Below are 17,401 nucleotides of genomic sequence, written 5' to 3' on the forward strand. Positions count from 1 at the left end.
TATTGGGCGGGCGTTATTACGCTTGATTAAATATTTCACTAAGTAGTTTAATCGAGTGTAATCTTGCCTGATGGTCATAGATCGGGCTGGTTACAATGAACTCATTAGCGCCGGTTTGCTCCAGCATTTGATTCAGTTGATCACGAACACTTTTCTTGTCTCCCATAACGGAATAGCGGAGCTGCCCTTTCACAATCGCTTTCTCCTGCATATTCCAGTCCAGCTCGTCAACCGGAGGCTGCATGAGACCGAAGCGCCCACGGATCATATTCAAAAATTGTCTATGATGTGAAGTCGCAAGCTTGTGCGCTTCTGCATCTGTCTCTGCTACAAAAGCATTCAGAGCGACCATGGCATAAGGCTCCTCTAACACTTCAGAAGGCTGGAAGTTGTTATAGTAGTAATCCAGTGCAGGCAGCAGATAGTCTGGAGCGAAATGGCTGGCAAAAGAAAACGGCAGACCTTTGCGAGCCGCAAGCTCAGCGCTGAATCCGCTTGACCCAAGCAGCCAGATTGGTATATCCAGTCCACGCCCTGGATATGCATGCACCTGCATTGATGAGGTGGAAGTTGGTTTGAAAAAGTGCTGCAATTCTTCAAGGCGCTGCGGAAAGTCCTGACCGTCGCTTCCTGGTCCGCGGCGAAGGGCACGAGATGTCAGCTGGTCAGAGCCCGGAGCGCGTCCGAGACCGAGGTCAATTCTTCCGGGATACAGAGATTCGAGCGTGCCAAACTGTTCTGCAATGACAAGAGGAGCATGATTCGGCAGCATAATACCGCCAGAGCCGACGCGAATACGCTTCGTCCCGCCTGCAATATGGCCGATAACTACGGAAGTTGCAGAGCTTGCAATCCCCGGCATGTTATGATGCTCTGCCAGCCAGAAACGGTTATAACCAAGCTCGTCTGCATGCTGAGCCAGCTCAAGGGAGTTCTTCAGCGCACTGCTGATGTTAGAGCCTTCTGTTACCGTGGCCAGATCTAGAATGGAGAAGGGAATCTCCTGTAATTTCTTATGGGATGTAGATTCAGTAGTCATTGATTTGTAGTAAGCCTCCTTGTAGATAAAAATATATCGTTAATCTCTCGAGATGGGTACAAAAAAGAATAGCATTTTCATTATATCATAAATTATAGATATATGGATTTTGCATAAACCATAAAAAGAACAATCCATTGATTATTATGCAAAAATCCCGATACAGATGAACCAATATAGTAGCCTGGATTCATATTAGTTATGCGTAATTTAAGGTCATGGCATGCATGCAATAAAAAGCTGGCTCCATAGAGCGGAAAAAAGAGATGAAGTAGATAAAGAAAGGAGCAGATTTCTGGTTCTCTTCCCATGAATTCTGCTCCGGTTGTTGTATGATTTATATAAACAAATTGATGCCTGATTGATCGGCTTGTCCGAGATAGTATCCGACACCGCCGATCTTCACTCCATTAATCAGCTCTTCTTGCTGGATGCCCATTACATCCATCGACATCTGGCAAGCGACAAGCTCAACGCCCTGAGAGACTGCGGTGTCCATCAGCTCCTCAAGTGAGGAGATATTGTTATTCTTCATCACACCGCGAATCATCTTGGAGCCTGCACCCAGCATGTTCATACGGGAGAGTGGGAGCTTACGGCTTCCTCTTGGCATCATCATTCCGAACATACGGCCCATGAAATTCTTCTTCACATCAACCGGCTCGGTCTTCCGAAGAATATTTAGCCCCCAGAAGGTGAAGAACAGAGTAACCTTCTTGCCGCTCGCCGCAGCACCGTTTGCAATAATGAAGGAAGCGATCGCTTTATCCAGATCGCCGCTGAATACGACCATCGTTGTCCCTTCTGGTCTTGCGGCTGCCTGAGTCTCGGCTTGTTGTGAAGGCGAAGTGTTTGAATTCGCACCATCCTTCTGCAAACGAGCGCTAATTTCGCCGTTCGAGTGCTTGTCTACAGCGAGCACCGTATGACCTGACATGCGGGCAAAAGACTTCACATCCTCGTAAAATCCGGGATCGGTAGCGGTAATATGCAGGATTTGTCCTGCTTCCAATCGGTCCATCGCTTGCTTCGCTTCAATGAGCGGTCCAGGACAGGACAAGCCGCAGGCATCGAGCTTAATATCAGCATGGATGCGGCTTCCTTCTGGCAATGGACTTGTCTTATCAACAGACGGAACAGAGGCAGGGGATGATGTCACAGCGGATAACGAACCCGGTTCGGGTTCTAATCCAGTAGTCGAAGACTCAGTCTGCTGTCCAGTTGCGGTGAATGGCTCTTGTTCTTTTACTTCCTTTGCCCCTGATGACTCCGGCTTTTTGGGCTCAAATTTGCTCATCATATACGTCTTGTATCCTCCTGTCAGGTTACGTACCTTATATCCATGCTGCTGCAGGATGCGGGCTGATGTGTATCCCCGAAGTCCCACTTGGCAATACACCCAAATTTCTTTATTGCGGTCCAGCTCGGATAAACGATCTCTCAGCTCATCGACCGGAATATTAACGGAATCAGGGATGTGACCGTTCTGATGCTCAAGCTCCGATCTGACATCCACGAGAACTGTAGTCTCCGGATTTCGGTTCTGTAAATCTTCACTCACATATACCGCTGTATTCCCGGTTACTACATTCTCTGCGACGTATCCGAGCATATTGACAGGATCTTTGGCCGATGAGAAAGGCGGAGCATAAGCGAGATCTAGCTCGGTTAAATCGGTGACCGTGCCTCCAAAATGTAACACAGCCGCGATATCATCAATCCGTTTATCTACACCAGTACGGCCGATCGCTGAAGCACCCAGAATCTTGCCCTGCGGATCAAATAGCAGCTTCATGGTAAGGGGAGATGCCCCAGGGTAATATGCAGCATGAGCATTGGGATGGATATAAACAGCGTGATATTGTAGCCCGAGCGATTTCAATGTTTTCTCGCTTAACCCGGTTTGAGCTCCTGTCATATCAAACACTTTAATGATAGAGGTTCCTTGAGAAGCTCTATATGTCGTGCTTAAGCCTGCGATGCGGTCAGCCGCAATTCTTCCTTGCTTATTCGCCGGTCCGGCAAGAGGAATGGCCGTCTTCCCGTTACTCGAATGAATCTCGACAGCATCTCCTACGGCATAGACGCTTTCCACGTTGGTCTCAAGTGCTTCGTTCACCTGAATGTGACCCCGCTCACCCAGCTTGACGCCGCTTCCTGTCAGGAACCCTGTATCCGGTGCAACGCCTACGGCGAGAATGACGATATCGCTATGGAGCGTCTCGCCGCTGTCCAGTAGAGCCTCAACTTGAGTGCCGTGCTCCTTAAATGACTGCACCTTATCATTAACAATCAGCTGCACACCCTGCTCTTCCATTTCCTTTGCCAGCATACCCGCCATTTCCGGGTCAAAGGAATTCATGATCTGCGGCCCAGACTGCACGAGTGTCACTTCAAGACCAGCCAGCTTCAGGTTCTCAGCCATCTCCACACCGATATATCCTCCGCCTATAACTACTGCAGAGCGGGTGTCCGGGGAGATGACCTGCTGCTTAATCCGATCGGTATCCGGAATGTTGCGTACGGAATAGATATGCGGATGCTCTATGCCTGGAAGCTCCGGACGAATCGGTCTGGCACCTGGTGAGAGTACTAGTGCATCGTAGCTCTCCTCATAGGTTCCACGTTCTAAGCTTCTAACCGTTACCTTTTTGGCGGTCGGGTTTATCGAGATGACTTCACTTCGAGTGCGTATATCCAGATTAAACCGTTTGGTCATCGCTTCCGGTGTTTGTACAATCAGCTTGGAGCGGTCTTGAATCGTATTTCCGATATAGTAGGGGAGGCCGCAATTCGCAAATGAAATATACTCGTCCCGTTCGAACATGATGATATGTGCTGCTTCGTCCAGCCGCCGCAGCCGCGCAGCAGCCGAAGCGCCGCCAGCAACGCCACCAACGATAATTACCTTTTTATTCATTTCTCTTCCTCCTGAAAAAATACTTCAATAATCCCTTTAACTCTGGGATCTTTTACGGAATAAGTAACCTCGAGTCCATGACGTTCGGCCTCGACGATGCCAAGGCTCCGCAGCTTCTGCAGATGCTGGGAGACTGTCGATTGAGGCAGCTCCAGACACTCCTGCATGTAGCTGACGTTGCAGCTGCCCTTCTGAAGCAGTCCCCTTACAATACATAGCCGAACCGGATGGGCAAGCGCCTTCAGGCACTCGGCCATTTCGTTATATATTTTGATATTATTGTCCACTGATAACCGCCTCCTCGTAAGGTCTTCAAGATAATGACAATGTGTATACGAATATTTATATTTTCTGAGTCACTATATTGTTATATTACGATATATTGATATATAAATCAACCCTGAATTTAAATGCATAAAAAAGCCAGATGCTTCTCTCGAAGTGAAATTACTCAACAAGGAAAGAAACATCCGGCTATTTGACGGTTATTTAATTTTTTGAATAAAAATTATACAGATTTCAGAACCGCATAACCGAATGGAGGAAGCTCCAAGTTCAGCTTACCGTCCGTAACCGGCCATTCATTGCCGGACAGGAGATCAAGGTAAGAGGCTCCATCCACCTGAACAGCGAAGGATTCTGGATCCTCGGAAGTGCTGGTCAATATAACGATGGTTTCATTCTCGTCTGTCCGTGCGTATGCCAGCTTCTTGCCGTCCTGCTCGGCTTCAAGGAAGTGAATGCTGCCTGTACGAAGAGCAGGATGAGATTTGCGCAGTTCAATCAGATGCTGATAATAAGTGAACAGCTCACGGTCCTGTTTGGACTCATCCCATTCCATGCATTTGCGGCAGTCCGGATCTTGATCGCCATCCATTCCAATCTCATCCCCGTAATATATGCAAGGAGTGCCAATATAAGTGAACTGGAAGAGAGCAGCCAGCTTCATTTTGCGTTTGTCTCCCTTACTCAAGGTGAGCAGGCGAGGCGTATCATGACTGTCCAGCAGGTTGAAGGCCACCTCTGTCGCTTGAAGCGAGTAACGGGACAGCTGCCGCCCGATCGAATTGGCAAATTGATAGGCGTCGATCTCCTCCTTGATGAAAAAGTCGACGACAGCATTCGTGAACGGATAGTTCATCGCCGCATCGAATTGATCGCCTTGCAGCCAAGGTGAAGCATCATTCCACACTTCTCCAAGGATGTAGGCATCAGGGTTCACCTTCTTGACGGTGTGACGGAATTCTCTCCAGAATTCATGATCTACCTCATTCGCCACATCAAGACGCCAGCCGTCTACTCCGATCTCCTTAATCCAGTACTCTGCCACGTTTAGAAGATACTCCTTAACCTCAGGATTCTCGGTGTTCAGCTTCGGCATCAGCGGTTCAAAGGAGAACGTCTCATAGCTTGGAATGCCATCGACAACTTCAATCGGGAAGCTGCGAATATAGAACCAATCCTTGTATTTGGACTCTTCGCCATTCTTCTGCAGATCGAGGAAGGGTTTGAATGTACGGCCAGAGTGGTTAAAGACGGCATCAAGCAGCACTTTGATGCCGCGCTTATGGCACTGCTTCACCAGCCTCTTCAAGGTGTCGGCATCTCCAAAATGTGGGTCAATCCGCATGTAATCCTCTGTGTCATACTTGTGGTTGGTGGTCGCTTCAAAGATCGGAGTAAAATAGATGGCTGTTATTCCGAGCTCGCTCAAATAATCCAGGTGATCAATGACCCCTTGAAGATCGCCTCCAAAAAAGTTATCCCGCTCAGGCTTACCGCCCCAAGGCAGCACGCTCTCCGGATCATTGCTCTTGTCACCGTTGGCAAAACGCTCTGGGAAGATTTGATAAAATATAGCATCCTTAACCCAAGCCGGCGGCGTAAACACATCGACTCCATTAATATAAGGGAATTCAAACATACGGTCCGGGCTGTCCGGTTCTTCTTCAAGGAAGTTGTTCTCATCCATCCATATGCTTTCTTCCCCATCTTCCAGCAGGAAGGCATAGCGAAGTCGCCGGTAAGGCGGCTGTACTTCACAGCTGAAATAGTCGAACATGGAATCGGAGGTCATTTTGCTAAGGGGTATGTATTTTTTAGTTCGCTCCCAGTCGTATTTATCTCCGGTTAAGATGGAGACCTTATGAATGTCATCTCTCTTGGTGCGAATACGAATGATAATGGTATCCTTGTCATAAGCACAGGACCATTGCTGTTTAGGGTGATGGTAAATAGCTTCTAATTGCATCGTACTTCTCCTCCTTTGTATATTTGCCTCTATAGAAGATGAATTAATAAGAACCATGGAGCAAAGGTGTTTAGCCTGCTCGACCTGTCGTGATCATAAAAACAAAAGGCACAACCAAAGAGAGATAATATCCTCCGAGGTTGTACCTGTCCTTGATTCATCACAGATAACATGGCCTTTTAATTGTGAGTTAAAATGCTGGAAGTTATACTGAACTGTAGAACTTTACAGCAGATTAGCTTCGTTTTTGTTAATATACCATGCAGATCCTGGTTTCTGCAATGAAGCGCGTACATATATTATAAATGAGGTGTTACTGGAATGACAACGCTGCTCTATGTTGAGGATGATATCGAAATCGGAAATCTGGTGAGGTCGGATCTTGAGGACCGCGGCTATGATGTGCTCTGGTTAAAAAGCGGAGAGAATGCTGCCTCCATGGCACATGGAGCGCATCTTGCGATTCTCGATGTTATGCTGCCTGGACTTGATGGGTTCACCGTCGGCCAGCGGCTTAAAAAAGAACTTCCCGAATTGCCGATCTTAATGCTCTCTGCGCGAACGTCCATTGATGACAAGCTGCAGGGACTCGAATTTGCCGATGATTATTTGACCAAGCCCTTTCATCCGGATGAGCTTGCGGCAAGGGTAGAGGTACTGCTTCGGCGAAATGGACAGGCGCTGCCCCGTTCAGAGCACATCGTGCTCCATCATTTGAATGTCTATATGGACGAACAACGAATTGTTGATACGGCAACGAACGAAGAAATCGTGCTTACCGGCAAGCAGTTTCATATTTTTAATTATTTGCTGAGACATTTGGGTCAGATCAAGACGAAAGAGCAGATTTATGAATCCGTATGGGGTGAGCCTTATATGGAAGGAGACAAGACGCTTATGGTCCATATTCGTCATCTGCGAGAGAAATTGGAGAAGGATCCGGCTGAACCAAAAATTATTGAGACGATCAGGGGCGTAGGCTACCGGGTGAAGGCATGAGTTACAGAAGGAAGCTTCGAACAGACGAAGGAAGAATACGTTTCAAAAATTCGCTGATGTCGCGTTATCTGCTAATCGTCATTATCGCGATGGTGTTCCTGCCGATTGCCTTTATGTCGACGGGGCTTCTCTTCGGCATTCTATATCCAATTATAAATTCGGCTAATGACGATCATCTGCCTTACGGCAACTCCATTCAGATCGAATCAGACTGGCATGAAGAAGCGGAGAAGCTCAGCGGCTTGCCTGAAGACAGCGTCAGATCAAGGCTGGCAGAGCTCGGCGAGTATTATAAGGAATCAACCATTCTCTGGGTGGATAATTCAGGTGTGACAAGCTTCAAGAAGCCCGACACATTGCAGATTCAGTCCAGCTGGAAACCTTCCGATGCTGTAGAATACATGAAGAATGCACAAAACAATTTGCAAGTCTTTACTGTCGTTGCCTTTATTGGCGGTGGGCAGGAGGATCTGGGTGAAGGGTTTATCTCACTGGCACTGCCAAGGGAGGTTCTGAGCCGCTCTTCTGACACGGGAGGCTGGGCGTTCTATAACACACTTGCTATGATCATCATTCTCGGGCTGTTCATGCTCATTTCCTGGTCATTCTTTCGGCGCATCAGCAAGAGACTTACAAGGCTTGAGATTGCGGTGTCCACGCCTGGAGCTGATGGTATTCCGCTGCCGGTGGAAGTTAGACAGCCAGACGAAATTGGACAGCTGGAGAAATCTTTTAATGGAATGGTGCATCAGCTGAGAGACAGCCGGGGGAGACAGCAGGAGGAGGAACAGCTGCGTAAAAATCTGATTGCTGACCTGTCGCATGATTTGAGAACGCCGCTGACTGTCGTACGTGGGCATCTCCATGCGCTTCATAAAGAGCCGCTCACAGCTAATGGACGGGAATCGCTCCACCGAATAGAGGGAAAAATTGACGACCTTGGGGGATTGATCGACAACCTGCTGTCCTATAATTTACTGTCGAGCGGAAAGTATACTATGAAGCTGCAGAAGGCAGATGTAGTCCGGATTGTAAGAGAAAGCACAGCGGCTTGGTATCCGATATGGGAATCGGAAGACTTCATCATCGACATTGAGCTCAGCGAACAGCCATTGATATGGAACGTGGATATTCAAGGCTTCCATCGGGTACTGGACAACCTGTTTCAGAATATTGTGCGCCATGCCAAATCAGGCAGATATGTAAGAGTGGCAACAGAACAGTATCTTGGCGAGGCGTGCATTGTGATTGAAGATCATGGGCCCGGCATAAGCGGAGATTCCACGTCGGCCGGTGCAGGCATCGGACTTCGAATTGTGGATCTGCTGCTTGAAGGAATGGAGCTTACGCGCAAAGTTGAAAGCTCTGAACGGGGGGCGAGCATGATTATTGGGCCGCGTTCCGCCGATACCCGGAATAAGAGCAATTTAAACAAAACTTAAACTTCGTGCCTACTTCACCTTAAACCTGGAGCGTTATGATAGTTCCCGAGGTGATAAAACAAATGAATGAATGGATGATTGAAACAGCTGATGTCTGGAAGACTTACCGCGGCAAGGCAGCGGTAAAAGAGCTCAGCTTGCAAATAAAGAGAGGCGAAATTTACGGTTTCCTAGGACCGAACGGCGCTGGAAAAACAACGATGATCCGGATGCTGCTCGGACTTATTAAACCGACAAAAGGATATATTCGCATCTTCGGCAAGGATATCCGGAACCACCGCATGGAAATACTCCGAAAGGTTGGTTCCTTGGTCGAGTATCCATCCTATTACGGCCATTTGAATGCAGTTCAAAATTTGGAGACAAGCCGTCTACTGCTGGATGTCCCTAAATCGAGAATCGACGAGGTACTGAGTATTGTAGATCTGACGAAGGATGCCAAGCGTCCTGTAAAGGGGTACTCCCTCGGAATGAAGCAAAGGCTTGGTATTGCAAATGCGCTTCTTGGCAATCCTGAGCTGCTCATTCTGGATGAACCGACAAACGGTCTTGATCCTTCTGGAATTCAGGAGATTCGTGAGCTTATCAAACGAATGCCGCAGGAATACGGCATAACCGTGCTCGTCTCCAGCCACCTGCTCAGTGAAGTAGAACAGATGGCAAGCACCGTCGGTATTATCCGCGAAGGTCAGCTTGTATTTCAGAATACGATTGAGCGGCTGCACCAGGAGGCTGGAAGCACGATCCGCCTCACCGTATCTGATGCAGAAGATGCTCTTCAAATCGCCAGAGAGCTTGGACAATGGGGTCAGGTGGATGGGACAAGGCTGACTTTTAACCATATGGACGATCATATGATTGCCGCACTGGTCCGCCGATTGGTCGAGCAGGATCACAGCGTATACCGGGTTGAGGAACATAGACAATCTCTGGAGGACTTTTTCCTCGAAGTGGTTGGAGGGGTCGTTAAATGATGATGCGACTGTTAAATAGTGATCTTCTCAAAATACGAAAAAAAGGTTTATGGTTTCTCGTATTTCTTGCTCCTATTGGTCTGGTAGCGATGAATGCCCTCAATTTTGGCCTTCGCCTAGACTATTTGCAGGGGCTGTATGGTGAAGAGGGGATGTGGGATGGTCTGCTCTTCAACTTTGAACCGTTTGTGCCGCTTGCCGTTCTTCTTGGCGCTACCATACTGAGTTCGATGATGGCAGGGGTAGAGTATCAGCAGGGCTCCTGGAAGCAGCTGCTTGCCCTTCCGGTATCCAGATGGAAGGTGTATTTATCCAAATTCTCGGTGATATTGATGCTGCTTCTGAGCTCTTGTATATTGCTGTATATTGGCATTGTTCTGCTTGGGCTCACCCTTGGATTCAATATGCATATACCCTGGCTGGATCTGCTGAAGCTATGCTTCCTTCCTCTGGCCGCATCTTTGCCGATGATCGCGATTCTGTTTATGCTGACCATGACTCATGAGAATCAGGCATTGTCTGTGACCATTGGCATTACACTTGCTATCATGGGCTTGTTCAGTGCCCAGCTTCCAGAATTTGTTCCCCTATCCTGGCCGATGTTCAGCATCATGCTGCCGGATGGAGAGAAGCTGGCTTTGTTTGGTGTTGGTCTTGGCGCCGTACTGCTTCTAGCCGGAATGTCGTTATTCGGTAAAAAGGAGGTGGCTTGACCATGGGTGCCTACTTTCGTCTATTATCTGCGGAAAGACTTAAAATCATGAAATCGTGGGTGTGGCTGCTGGTGCTCGTCAGTCCAGCTATTGCTCTGCTGCTAGGCTTTATTGCGGAGCCAGCCGGTTATTGGGATCTGATGGCTTCCCAGGCTACTTTTCACGCGATGCTGTTTCTACCCATCTTCACAGGAATATTCGCTTCCTTTATCTGCAGGTTTGAGCATGCAGCGGGTGGCTGGAAGCAGGTATTGGTACTCCCGGTGAGCCGTTTCACATTCTATGCAGCCAAGCTGACGGTTATTATGGTGTTAATCCTGGTAATCCAGCTGCTTCTATTGCTTAGTTTGCTTGCAGCAGGTGCTTATCATGGAATGCATAGCGATATTCCTTGGGGGATGCTCCTCCAGAGTATCGGAGCGGGATGGCTCGCAACATTGCCCCTTGCAGCACTCCAGCTGCTCGTATCCTTGATGTGGAGCAGCTTCGGTGCTCCGCTCGGCATTAATTTTATGCTGACGATACCAAACCTGCTGATCGTAAACTCTAGCGACGTTGCTCCGTATTATCCGTGGGCACAGCCCTTCCTGCTCATGATGCCGAGGGAGGAATTCAGTTTTGGGGCATTTATGGTGCCAATGTCGACCATATTGCCTGTCGTTCTGGGTAGTGCGCTTCTGTTTATACTCCTCGGCGCCGTGTACTTTAGACAGAAGGAAATTTGACTGTGCTATGTTGTGCTCCTCCTCATAAAGGAGTGAGGAAGGGAAATCCCAATCGGCTTTTCTCAAAACTCAACTGACAGACCATGCTTCAAGTGCGATAATTCCTTTAAAAGGGCATCATTATCTTCATTGGACGAATTATTTAGAGATAAGCGAAGCGTTGCTGGAATTTGTAGAAAAGATTTAGAACGGTGACTTATAAAATGAACTATGTTCAGATGACCTTATAATAAGATATCAAGAATAAAACAAGCAGGGCTGCCTTTCGCTAATCAGCGATTAAGGGCAGCCCTGTATTTAATATATATAGATGTACATGTACACATCTTCAGAACGAGGTCTTAATGCAATGCAATATCGTCAATCTTTAGATTGTTGATATTATTTCTGAGAATTTGGCAAGAGTGCTTGAACTTGACCATTTCTTCCTGGCTAAGGTTTAATTCAAGCAGCTCCTTAATCCCGTCGCTCCCGATAATGGCCGGAACGCCGATGCACATGTCGGTCTCGCCGTACTCACCGTCAAGAATGGCGGACACCGCTATAATCTTATGATCATCCGTTAGAATGGAACGGGTGATAAAAGCGATGGCGCTGCCAATGCCAAACTGCGTAGAGCCTTTGCGGGTGAAGATCTCCCAGCCTGCGTCCCGGGTCTTTCGTGCAATATCCTCAAGATCCAGTGTTTTGAATCTCTCTTTATGCTGATCAAGAATATGTAGGATCGGCTTTCCTCCAATCGTGACATGGGACCAGGCGACAAATTGGGACTCTCCATGCTCGCCCAGCGCATAGCCGTGGACACTGCGCGGATCGATGGAGAACACTTCGGACAGAATCGTCTTGAGTCTTGAGGAGTCAATGGATGTGCCTGTGCCGATGACCTGATTCCGCGGCAGTCCTGACAGCTTCCATACCAAGTACGTAATAATATCCACAGGATTTGCCGCAACGACAAATACACCATTAAAGCCGCTCTCCATGATTGGCTGAACGATATCTTTAGTAATAATTTCTGCTTCTCCCAGAATATCAAGCCGGGTCTGGCCTGGCTTCACACTGGCTCCTGCCGTCAGGACGATGACATCCATATCCTTGCAGTCGGCATAAGTTCCGGCATGGACCTTGGTGCGCTGATACGTAAAATCCATGCTGTGGGACAAGTCGAGTGCCTGCCCAAGCGCCTTCTCATAAGTGCGGCCAATAAGCATGATTTCTCCTGCAATCGCCTGATTGATCATGGAATAAGCTGCGCTAGATCCGACAAGACCCGCCCCGACAATCGCCACTTTTCCTGTTCTATTTCGCATAACCTGCTTTCCTCCTGTCTCCATGTAGTTATCTGCCTAGCATCTATATTTGTATTGTATGCATATGCCTATTCAACGTTACATAAGATAACATAATTTTCTCTTGAATAGCAATGGGGATTCAGATCATACGGTAAATTAAGTGAACAATTATTACAAATAGATGACGTGCAATGAAACTCTTGTTCATTATCCCACGTGAAATCCGGCATAAAGTGTCGAACGGACGGGGAGGGGCGTCGTAATTCCACCCTGACAAAACTTCTTACGATCCCACATTCTTAGAAGAAATATGCCAAAGGATTTGAAGGGGAGAGAGGCGAATTGCTTATCTCACAGACAACTATTTCGCTGTTCCGCCCTGATCAAGCGGAAGAAATAGCGCTGTTTCCTAACAGGCAAGTGCATGGTATGAAGTTTGATTAATGTCGGCATACGTTAATGATTTATTAGACCCTAAAAAATTCGGGAGGGAATGATAATGAATATGCATTTGAATATGAATGAAGCAGGAGCTACCACGGAAACGGCTAAGGAATTGGGGATCGGCGCAAGCACACTCCGCAAATACGCGGCTGCGCTGGAGGAGCAAGGGCATCGTTTTGAACGGGCTGCGAATAAATCGAGACTATTTGGAACGCTTGAAATTGAGCGGATCAAGGAAATGATGAATTTGATGAGAGAGCAGAATCTGCCGCTGAATGATGCAGCCGTGCTCGTTATGGAGCTGAATCATGATATGGCTGCAGCGGCCAAGGATGACTCTGATATACAACAGGCAAGTGCACATTCACCACTAATTGAGCAGGAGAAGGTTCTTCAGAAGGCAGGAGTGGAGCAGGAGCAAGTCAAGCAGCTCAATATGGAATGGAAAATACTACAGGAACGCATGGCTGAGCTCGAACGTGAGCAAACGAAGCTGATGAAGCAAAATGAACAGCTGCAGGAGCAGGTAGAAGAACAGCGCTTATGGATTAAGGAGAAGCTTGATGAGGATCGTGACCGTCAGCTGATCACGAATTTGCGAAGCTATCAGGGGCGAAATCAGAAGCCAAAATCCAAGCAGAGGGGGCACTCACTGAGGATGCTGTTCGGATTGCTCCCAAAGAGTAGGAGGGAGGCGTGATGATGCGAAAATTCATCCGCTCCACTCTTCATCAAAAAGTGACGAATCAAGATACAGGACCGCCTAAAGCATAGGAATTTGTTTTTATTTTTACAGTATTAGAGTTACAATAGAAAGGAGTGATTGATAAAAGCGACAAGGAGAGCCACAAATGATTATTTTGAAGAGCAAAGATGAAATACAGTATATGAAGAAGGCTGGCGAGATTCTCGCCGCTTGCCATAGAGAGATTGCCGGGCTCATTCGCCCTGGCATTCAGACGCAAGAGATTGATGCTTTTGCAGAGAGCTTCATGAAGAAGCATGGAGCGACTCCAGAGCAAAAAGGCTACAACGGTTATCCATATGCCACCTGTGCTTCGGTAAATGACGTGATCTGCCACGGGTTCCCTGGAAAATACGCGCTGAAGGACGGGGATATCGTAACGGTGGATATGGTCGTTAATCTGGACGGCTGGCTGGCGGATTCCGCTTGGTCTTATGCGGTTGGTAATGTATCCGAGCAGGCTCAGAAGCTGCTGGATGTGACCAAAGAATCCCTGTATAAGGGTATCGAAAAAGCCGTTATTGGCAACCGGATCGGGGATATTTCCAACGCAATCCAGGTGTATGCTGAAGGCGAAGGATTCTCGGTCGTTCGGGAATTCATTGGGCATGGTATCGGTCAGGATATGCATGAAGAGCCGCAAGTGCCTCATTACGGACCAGCCGGACGCGGACCGCGTCTGAAGGAAGGCATGGTCATTACGATTGAGCCGATGCTGAATGTCGGTACCTTCCGCAGCAAGCTGGACAGCGACGGGTGGACAGCCCGTACACAGGACGGCGAATTGTCTGCACAGTATGAACATACCATCGCCATTACGGCAGATGGCCCGGTCATTCTAACCGAGCAATAATAGGAATGATCCTGCAGCATAGGACGCTTGCTGATCCAGGATCATTCAAGGCCACGGCCGCAATATAGAGAGCAGCATTCCTTCTATCCTCCATATGAAGGGATGCTGCTCTTTATTACTTGAAGGGAGCATATATCCCAAAAAAGCTCAGTACATGTGGGAGGAATTCATCCCGTGTACTGAGCCTTTTATATGAAATGGTGTTTATTATTGTAGCTTCTGAGCGAGCTTCATAGATCACGGTGTCTTACAGAAATCGTTATTGCTTAGCAGAAGGTTCAAATGCTGAACCATAAGTTTCGTTGTAGTGCTTCAGCATATATAGTCTCCAGTGGAGGAGCATGCCGAAGGCGAGAATGAAGAAGACGGCACCTGTCTGCACTACGGAAATATACTGATGAACGACTTCATGCAGCACAAGTCTGACGATCAGAAGACCGACCAGTATGAACATGAAGCTCTTGGAGCTGGTAACAAAGACCTTTCCGTCTCTAACTTCAAACTTGGTGCTCTTGATCAGCGGATATGAGAAGATAAACCAGCCGACCAGAAACGCAAGGAGTGCCCACAGCCACGGAATATGCGTGTCCGGCACAACAAACATAAGAAACCCCGTGCTCATGCCGAGCGGAGGGATGATGATTCTTTTCTTATTAATTGGCCGATTGGCTGCCTTCATACGAATGATGATAGCGCTCACAGCAATAAAGATCATGCCGATCGTTGCGGCGATCTGGAGAAATGAGGAGTTCATTGCCACGTAAAGGACCTCTCTCTAATAGAAAATCATTTTTCTTTAGTATATCATAGTTCCCTAGAAATACTGTAAGTATATCCCGTGAAATATGAAGTGTTATATAGAATGAGTTAAGCTCGAGTATGCATTGTTGTAGGAATTTGTAGAAAATTATCGAATGATCAAGAACTTTTCTTCCAATTTGCGGAAACAGGTCATATACTAGGAATGTACTTCTATATTTTTATGAAATAGTCATCTAAGTTATATAAATATTGAAGTGAAGGGGGAAGAGAGAAGTGAGGCCAAGGGAATGGAAGTTCAAGGCAGGACTTGCGATACTGGTTGGTGCATTGCTGCTTCTCACTTTCCCTTGGATTCAATGGAGAGCGGCGCCGAGCCGGGTTATTGATGTTGTGATTGTAGATAAAACTGTTCCTGACATTTCATACCGTGAGCATAAAGGGCTGATCTGGCTGCTCAATCAGCAGAAGATTGTGGATCAGAGTGGAGCGGGATATCAATATGATAAATCTTACTATGGATACCATCCGCACAAGACCGGAGATGAACGGATGAGGCGCTTGCCTGCTACGCTTCGTGGAGCCGATCTGATCTATCTTGCAGATTCTTACGGTATCTATAATTCTGTACATTCGAAGGAAGAAAGGGAGGAGCAAATCGAGGAATTGGTGTATGGCGGAATGAATTTGACAGATGTCCAGAAGATTCAGGCTGCTGCTATGACAGGAACAACAATTATTGCCGAACATAGTATATTGGCAGCTCCGACGGCACAATCGGTTAGCAGGCAGCTTCAGAAGATGCTGGGTGTGGAATGGAAGGGCTGGGCCGGGAAATACTATGAGAATTTATCAACAGAAGTTCCCCTACATATTATGGAGAAGTATACAGAACAGACTGGCAAGGAATGGTCTTATAGCGGGATAGGGATTGTACTTATACATCATGAAGGTGAAGTAATTGTGCTCGACAGACAAGACCTAAGGGAGTCCGGTATGTCCATCTCATTTTCCAAAGAGAACAGTGATAAATACAATGTCGAAAGATCAGCCCGCTATAATCAATGGTTTGAGGTTGTTGCTCCCAAGTCTGGTGCGGAGACTGTAGCGAATTATAAGCTTGAATTAACGAGCTCTGGCTCAGCTAAGCTGAGAAGGGCGGGAGTTCCTGCACAGTTCCCAGCCATTATTCAGTATGAGCAGAAGTCGCATCAATCATATTATTTTGCCGGTGATTTTGCAGAACGAACGGTCTCGCCCTTAATGGTTCAATATAAAGGCTGGGACAAGTTTGTCGGCAGCTTCATACCTGATTCCAGTCCAAATGCTTTTTACTGGAATATCTATATTCCTATGATGAAAACCATTTTGTCATATATTGAGAGCAGACAGGTTTATATATATGAGAGTGACGAAGAAGAGTCTATACAGAAGAGGGTGTAGGCTTTTTTTGTACAATTAAGCGAAGATCTCTCTTAACTTAACAAACGGAATTATGCAAAATCCTAGATGGATATAATAAAGAACACTCAGCCAATTCTGCTGAAGGAAAGTTATGGATTCGAGGGAAACTTGACAAACAAAACTGTTATCAATAGAATAACAGTTGCTAGGAAGTGAGTTTATCATACATGTAGATATATACGAATGATGAGAGTCAGAGATTAATAGACGATTTCAGGGCATAACTAATTTATAAGGTTACTGGAGACAGGAAGCTTTGAGCGCTAATACAGGAGGTCAAGGTAATGAACAGTGAGTTCACGATTGCAGTGCATTGCCTATTGTTTTTGGGTATCCGTGAAGGACGCATCGCAAATAGCGAGGACATTGCAGAGAGTGTATCGACGCATCCTGCCAGAGTACGGAAAGTGCTTAGTGTGCTGCGCAAGCATCAGTATGTAATGACAAAGGAAGGGGCTCACGGTGGTTATATGCTGAACAGCAAGCCAAATGAAGTGAGACTTGGTGATTTGTACCGCTTGTTTGCGTTAGGATCCTTTGGACCTCATTGGCGTTCGGGGGATGAGAGCTCCAGCTGCTTGGTATCCTCTAATATCAAGGATGTGATGGGTACCATTTATCATGATGGAGAGCATGTGGTGGAACAATACCTGGACAGTATTACCCTTGCAGAAGTGAAGCACCGTCTGGAGGATAAGTGGAAGAATAGGGATTTAACATAAAAGGCTTAACATAAGTAATATCATTGATTTAAAGATCTGGCATGATGGCTGGATCTTTT

At 47.1% G+C, this 17,401-nt stretch carries 15 protein-coding genes; 9 read left to right on the forward strand and 6 right to left on the reverse strand.

Annotated features, from left to right (window positions below; all coding sequences use genetic code 11):
- Window positions 1–16: 16 nt before the first annotated feature.
- The 4 genes from ACFQ3J_RS19305 to ACFQ3J_RS19320 form a co-directional block, all read right to left on the reverse strand.
- Window positions 17–1,039, reverse strand: coding sequence for an LLM class flavin-dependent oxidoreductase (locus ACFQ3J_RS19305; RefSeq protein ID WP_251583730.1), 1,023 nt, complete (start codon window positions 1,037–1,039; stop codon window positions 17–19).
- A gap of 337 nt (window positions 1,040–1,376) precedes the next feature.
- Window positions 1,377–3,959 carry an FAD-dependent oxidoreductase gene (locus ACFQ3J_RS19310; protein ID WP_251583731.1) on the reverse strand — a complete coding sequence of 861 codons (2,583 nt, stop codon included), beginning with the start codon at window positions 3,957–3,959 and terminating at the stop codon, window positions 1,377–1,379.
- Window positions 3,956–4,246: an ArsR/SmtB family transcription factor gene (locus ACFQ3J_RS19315; protein ID WP_076314842.1), complete on the reverse strand. Its 291-nt coding sequence runs from the start codon at window positions 4,244–4,246 to the stop codon at window positions 3,956–3,958. The genes ACFQ3J_RS19310 and ACFQ3J_RS19315 overlap by 4 nt, the downstream gene beginning before the upstream one ends.
- A gap of 221 nt (window positions 4,247–4,467) precedes the next feature.
- Window positions 4,468–6,210 (reverse strand): alpha-glycosidase, encoded by a 1,743-nt coding sequence (locus ACFQ3J_RS19320; RefSeq protein WP_251583732.1) that lies wholly within the window; start codon window positions 6,208–6,210, stop codon window positions 4,468–4,470.
- A 321-nt stretch (window positions 6,211–6,531) separates the two neighbouring features.
- On the opposite strand from ACFQ3J_RS19320, the gene ACFQ3J_RS19325 reads away from it, so the two are divergent.
- The 5 genes from ACFQ3J_RS19325 to ACFQ3J_RS19345 all read left to right on the forward strand — a co-directional run bounded on the left by ACFQ3J_RS19325 (window position 6,532) and on the right by ACFQ3J_RS19345 (window position 11,063).
- Window positions 6,532–7,209 carry a response regulator transcription factor gene (locus ACFQ3J_RS19325; protein ID WP_091159422.1) on the forward strand — a complete coding sequence of 226 codons (678 nt, stop codon included), beginning with the start codon at window positions 6,532–6,534 and terminating at the stop codon, window positions 7,207–7,209.
- Window positions 7,206–8,651 carry a sensor histidine kinase gene (locus ACFQ3J_RS19330; RefSeq protein ID WP_251583733.1) on the forward strand — a complete coding sequence of 482 codons (1,446 nt, stop codon included), beginning with the start codon at window positions 7,206–7,208 and terminating at the stop codon, window positions 8,649–8,651. The genes ACFQ3J_RS19325 and ACFQ3J_RS19330 overlap by 4 nt, the downstream gene beginning before the upstream one ends.
- Window positions 8,652–8,713: 62 nt before the next feature.
- Window positions 8,714–9,625: an ABC transporter ATP-binding protein gene (locus ACFQ3J_RS19335; RefSeq protein ID WP_091159426.1), complete on the forward strand. Its 912-nt coding sequence runs from the start codon at window positions 8,714–8,716 to the stop codon at window positions 9,623–9,625.
- Window positions 9,622–10,338, forward strand: coding sequence for an ABC transporter permease (locus ACFQ3J_RS19340; protein WP_251583734.1), 717 nt, complete (start codon window positions 9,622–9,624; stop codon window positions 10,336–10,338). Before ACFQ3J_RS19335 ends, ACFQ3J_RS19340 begins: the two co-directional genes overlap by 4 nt.
- Window positions 10,339–10,340: 2 nt before the next feature.
- Window positions 10,341–11,063, forward strand: a complete 723-nt coding sequence (locus ACFQ3J_RS19345) for an ABC transporter permease (RefSeq protein WP_251583735.1) — start codon at window positions 10,341–10,343, stop codon at window positions 11,061–11,063.
- A gap of 341 nt (window positions 11,064–11,404) precedes the next feature.
- On the opposite strand, the gene ACFQ3J_RS19350 is transcribed toward ACFQ3J_RS19345, so the two are convergent.
- On the reverse strand, window positions 11,405–12,373 hold the full coding sequence (locus tag ACFQ3J_RS19350) for an L-lactate dehydrogenase (protein ID WP_091159427.1): 969 nt from the start codon (window positions 12,371–12,373) through the stop codon (window positions 11,405–11,407).
- Window positions 12,374–12,854: 481 nt separating this feature from the next.
- Between ACFQ3J_RS19350 and ACFQ3J_RS19355 the strand changes: the two genes are divergently transcribed.
- Complete coding sequence (locus ACFQ3J_RS19355) at window positions 12,855–13,499, forward strand: hypothetical protein (RefSeq protein ID WP_091159429.1); 645 nt, start codon at window positions 12,855–12,857, stop codon at window positions 13,497–13,499.
- 151 nt (window positions 13,500–13,650) lie between these two features.
- Complete coding sequence (map, locus tag ACFQ3J_RS19360; protein WP_076314834.1) at window positions 13,651–14,397, forward strand: type I methionyl aminopeptidase; 747 nt, start codon at window positions 13,651–13,653, stop codon at window positions 14,395–14,397.
- Window positions 14,398–14,656: 259 nt separating this feature from the next.
- Here the strand turns inward: map and ACFQ3J_RS19365 are convergent, their stop codons facing one another.
- On the reverse strand, window positions 14,657–15,151 hold the full coding sequence (locus tag ACFQ3J_RS19365) for a CcdC family protein (protein WP_251583872.1): 495 nt from the start codon (window positions 15,149–15,151) through the stop codon (window positions 14,657–14,659).
- 281 nt (window positions 15,152–15,432) lie between these two features.
- Between ACFQ3J_RS19365 and ACFQ3J_RS19370 the strand changes: the two genes are divergently transcribed.
- Together ACFQ3J_RS19370 and ACFQ3J_RS19375 are read left to right on the forward strand one after the other, a co-directional pair.
- A complete protein-coding gene (locus ACFQ3J_RS19370) occupies window positions 15,433–16,599 on the forward strand; it encodes a hypothetical protein (protein WP_091159431.1) in 1,167 nt (388 codons plus the stop codon).
- Window positions 16,600–16,904: 305 nt separating this feature from the next.
- Window positions 16,905–17,342, forward strand: coding sequence for an RrF2 family transcriptional regulator (locus ACFQ3J_RS19375; protein ID WP_091159432.1), 438 nt, complete (start codon window positions 16,905–16,907; stop codon window positions 17,340–17,342).
- Window positions 17,343–17,401 lie beyond the last annotated feature (59 nt).

Source organism: Paenibacillus provencensis, assembly GCF_042678545.1.
Classification (GTDB): domain Bacteria; phylum Bacillota; class Bacilli; order Paenibacillales; family Paenibacillaceae; genus Paenibacillus; species Paenibacillus provencensis.

Bases quoted from the DNA above. Each gene is read 5' to 3' on its own strand.
- ACFQ3J_RS19305 (WP_251583730.1), bottom strand. From the start codon at position 1,039: ATGACTACTGAATCTACATCCCATAAGAAATTACAGGAGATTCCCTTC.
- map (WP_076314834.1), top strand. From the start codon at position 13,651: ATGATTATTTTGAAGAGCAAAGATGAAATACAGTATATGAAGAAGGCT.
- ACFQ3J_RS19340 (WP_251583734.1), top strand. From the start codon at position 9,622: ATGATGATGCGACTGTTAAATAGTGATCTTCTCAAAATACGAAAAAAA.
- ACFQ3J_RS19345 (WP_251583735.1), top strand. From the start codon at position 10,341: ATGGGTGCCTACTTTCGTCTATTATCTGCGGAAAGACTTAAAATCATG.
- ACFQ3J_RS19320 (WP_251583732.1), bottom strand. From the start codon at position 6,210: ATGCAATTAGAAGCTATTTACCATCACCCTAAACAGCAATGGTCCTGT.
- ACFQ3J_RS19350 (WP_091159427.1), bottom strand. From the start codon at position 12,373: ATGCGAAATAGAACAGGAAAAGTGGCGATTGTCGGGGCGGGTCTTGTC.
- ACFQ3J_RS19355 (WP_091159429.1), top strand. From the start codon at position 12,855: ATGAATATGCATTTGAATATGAATGAAGCAGGAGCTACCACGGAAACG.
- ACFQ3J_RS19325 (WP_091159422.1), top strand. From the start codon at position 6,532: ATGACAACGCTGCTCTATGTTGAGGATGATATCGAAATCGGAAATCTG.
- ACFQ3J_RS19365 (WP_251583872.1), bottom strand. From the start codon at position 15,151: ATGAACTCCTCATTTCTCCAGATCGCCGCAACGATCGGCATGATCTTT.
- ACFQ3J_RS19330 (WP_251583733.1), top strand. From the start codon at position 7,206: ATGAGTTACAGAAGGAAGCTTCGAACAGACGAAGGAAGAATACGTTTC.
- ACFQ3J_RS19375 (WP_091159432.1), top strand. From the start codon at position 16,905: ATGAACAGTGAGTTCACGATTGCAGTGCATTGCCTATTGTTTTTGGGT.
- ACFQ3J_RS19310 (WP_251583731.1), bottom strand. From the start codon at position 3,959: ATGAATAAAAAGGTAATTATCGTTGGTGGCGTTGCTGGCGGCGCTTCG.
- ACFQ3J_RS19335 (WP_091159426.1), top strand. From the start codon at position 8,714: ATGAATGAATGGATGATTGAAACAGCTGATGTCTGGAAGACTTACCGC.